Origin of the sequence: uncultured Cyclobacterium sp. (assembly GCF_963976465.1) — a bacterium.
In the GTDB taxonomy this organism is placed as follows: Bacteria; Bacteroidota; Bacteroidia; order Cytophagales; family Cyclobacteriaceae; genus Cyclobacterium.
The window spans coordinates 1-3,258 of the sequence record NZ_CAXBOC010000575.1 but is presented as its reverse complement, the minus strand read 5'-3'; the positions used below and the strand labels follow the sequence as shown (position 1 = coordinate 3,258).

General features: G+C 41.1%; 2 protein-coding genes and 1 pseudogene. 1 reads left to right on the top strand and 2 read right to left on the bottom strand.

The annotated features are described in order from the left end of the window. Together AAC037_RS22390 and AAC037_RS22385 are read right to left on the bottom strand one after the other, a co-directional pair. The coding region (locus AAC037_RS22390) for a hypothetical protein (protein ID WP_339905751.1) at positions 1-370 on the bottom strand (370 nt) is incomplete at its 3' end. A 367-nt stretch (positions 371-737) separates the two neighbouring features. Further along, complete coding sequence (locus AAC037_RS22385) at positions 738-2,903, bottom strand: TIM-barrel domain-containing protein (protein ID WP_339905749.1); 2,166 nt, start codon at positions 2,901-2,903, stop codon at positions 738-740. 148 nt (positions 2,904-3,051) lie between these two features. On the opposite strand from AAC037_RS22385, the pseudogene AAC037_RS22380 reads away from it, so the two are divergent. Continuing rightward, positions 3,052-3,258 (top strand): annotated as a pseudogene (locus AAC037_RS22380) (DUF3748 domain-containing protein); the annotation flags it as partial.

Sequence of the window (3,258 nt, the reverse complement as noted above, 5' to 3'; positions counted from 1 at the left end):
TTACAAGTAGCATTGCGGGTTTGTGCCTCGTTTCCTTTTCAAAAGATGCTTTTCCCCGGTTCTTAAACATACCACTATTGTTGGAGATTTCTCCCAGCCTAATAAGCCCTTGTCCCGGCGCCTCTATCCATACTATATAATGTTTTTTTGGTGGAGAAAGACGTTCCGGAAGGGCTAAATTGTTGATGTCAAGTTTCACTAAGTAAGCCCCTTCCTTGGTTTTATTAATCGAGGCGACAGGTTCTGCAGCAGGGACTACACTTGAAACAGGGAAGGTGACCTTGGTGGAGCATGCAAAAGCTCCCGAAAGGATAACTAAGGCTGTTATATAAGTGAAAATGTTCCTTTTAAATTGTAGTTTTTTTTTCATCGTCTTGTTTTTTGTCGTAATTAAAATGCAAATGTACGCTCTGCTAAAAGCTAATAAATGAGCGTTGCGAACGCTCCATTATTTAAAAGTATGGCATTGGAAATAATAGGCTTGAATTGAAGACCTACTTTAAATTAACCAATGTGAGGAGATAATTGTTTCACTAGTTTGGGTCCCATTTCCGGCACTAACTCTTTTAATTAAATTGTGTTTTTTTTACATGATAAGTATGCAATTCTATTATAAATTTCCGGACTCATTTTACCTGCTTAAAATTAAAGTGATTCATATAATTCCAGTATTGAAATTATTATCCTTCCCATAGAATTTTTCATTTACCTCCTATCTGTGAAGATAGGTGAAAGGTCTATTTTACTGGATTGTGTCCATTGCTTTCAGTCATAAATATCCAGCGAATCTTGCCAATATTGTCAGGTTTTTGAGCTTTGGCAGGAGATACGGATCCTTTCCACTGTCCATCACTCCCTATTCTTACATTAATTTCTCTCCAAGAATAATGCCCTTTTTCGTAATCATAGGAAATTCCATCGTCATCATACAAAGTAAAGTGGCCTGGAGAGGTTCCATAATGGTAAATTTCCAGATCATACCGCTCTCCCTTTTCCGGAGCATGTAATCGGGATTTCATCATGGGAATAATTCCACCATCCTTTACAAATACAGGGATTTGGTCCATACGGGCATTGACAGTGATTATTTCTCCGTTTCCGACGAATTTTCCGGTATAAAAGTCGTACCAATTGCCTTTAGGTAAGACTACACTGCGGCTTTCCTCACCGGCAAATAGCGGTGCCACCAATAAGAAAGGTCCGGCCATATACTGGTCAGTAAGCTCCTTTTTAACTGCTTCTTTATAGGGATTGTCTTCAAGGTCTTTAAGGCTATCTGTTGGGCCCTGGGCTTGAATGGTAAAACCTGATTCCAGCTGCATGGCGCGAAATGGAGGGATTCCTTCAAAATGGTATTTAGCAAAACTACTGTACCAATAAGGCATCATCTTCATTCTCAACAGTGCCATTTCCTTTACCTCATCAGCCACCTCAGGATAAGACCAGGGTTTGGTGTTGCTGGCCCAGGCATTGATCATGGCCATGGGTGAAAACACTACAGTTTGAAACCTTCTCAACCACTCTTCTGCGCTTTTGGATGCCCTTGCTTCCGGAGTCCATAATAATCCCGAAAATCCACTGTTTATAAGGGCAGTGATAAAATCTTTGTGGTCATAATAATCATTGTAGATGACATAGGGAAAAGCAACGCCACCTCCATTGGAAGCCCTTACCAAACCGTAGGTGCGCCGGTTTTGATCACGAAAAAGCTGACTTGATTGCTTTTGTACCAGCAGACCATACGTCTGACGGACTTGTTCGGCAGCCAGTCCTGAAGGGAATTGAGCCACATCCGGCCAGAGCCAACGATCATAGCCATCCACTTCGTCAATCTTATATCCTCCTACTCCGGGAAGAATATGGTTTTTTTTAAAGGTTTCCCAATACAAAGCCTGAGCTTCGGGTATGCTAAGGTCAGGAACTGCGCCGGCCCAAACCGAATGGCTGCCATAATAGGGTTTAAGGGTGTCGTAAAAGTCAGCCTCCGGAGAGACATAAGGGTTGATCCAAAGATTTAAACTGATATTTTTGTCCTTTAGCTGCTGTATGAGCTTTTCAGGATGAGGGAATCTTGTGGGATCCCAAGCGAAAGTATTTGGATAGGATTTGCTTTGCCAGCCCGGTTCAAGGCCAATGAAATCCAAAGGAAATCCCTTGGTTTCAAATTCCTCAGCTTCCGCCAATACCTGTTTTTGGTCATAAAGTCGGTGAACCCTTTGTGTAAAGCCTAGTCCCCATCGAGGAGGAATTGGGCCTCCTCCATTGAATAAATTGAAGCGCTGAACGGCCTCTAACATAGTGGGGCCAGCAAAAATATAAAATTCCACACCGCCTGCAGGTACCAAAACTTCCACTGCATCAGAATATGGCGAGGCGGTCCAGGCAGGGTCTGTGTTTCTGTCCAATGCCTCTGCAGGATTGTCACTGTCAAGTCTTGAAGCACTACCTGCATAGATGTCCAGATATCTTGCAGAATTGATAAAAACCCCATAGCCTTCACTTGTGACATAAAATGGAACAGGGGCATGGGTTCTTCCATTGTCTTGGCCTCCATAATGGTCCACATGCAGGCGCATTATCCTTCCTCTTTGATGAATGGTTTTAAAATTTAATCCGAAACCATAAATCTCTTCTCCTTTTTCAAGTGGCAATTGAAGATAGATTTTGCCATCTTGTAATTTACCGGAAATTTTATCTTTATTTAGGGGGAAAAGGGGCTTGCCCAATTTGGCCAAAGCAGTTGAATTGGGGACGGCACCTGAGGCAGTCAATAGATCGTATTTTTCAGCTTCTCCCAAAGTGCCTTTCCATACTCCGGGAGCAGTGTTTTCCCAGTGGATTTCCTGAGCACTGCCTGCAAATGCGATGATTAAAAATAGAAACAACAAATAAAAATATTTCATAAGGTCAGGGATTTTGTCTTTCAAGCGGAAATATTATTAAAATAGGTGAGATAAAAAAGCAGCAAATGCCGGAACCTGTATAAAAACATTGGTACTATTTTATCAATCTGCCGTATATTGGAAAGTTAAATTTTAAGAAACTTTACAAATGACCTTAAATAAACCAAAAAATTATCTTTTTACTGCATTGTTCATTATGGTTACCTCAACGCTTTTTTCTCAAGAACTTTGGCAAGTCAAGCAATTGACCCATCAAAAAAAGAATCATGCCATGGACAATAATCAAAATTTTTCACCTGATGATGTCTGGATTGTATATGACACTAGACCAAATGAAGGTGGAATAGGAGAAAAT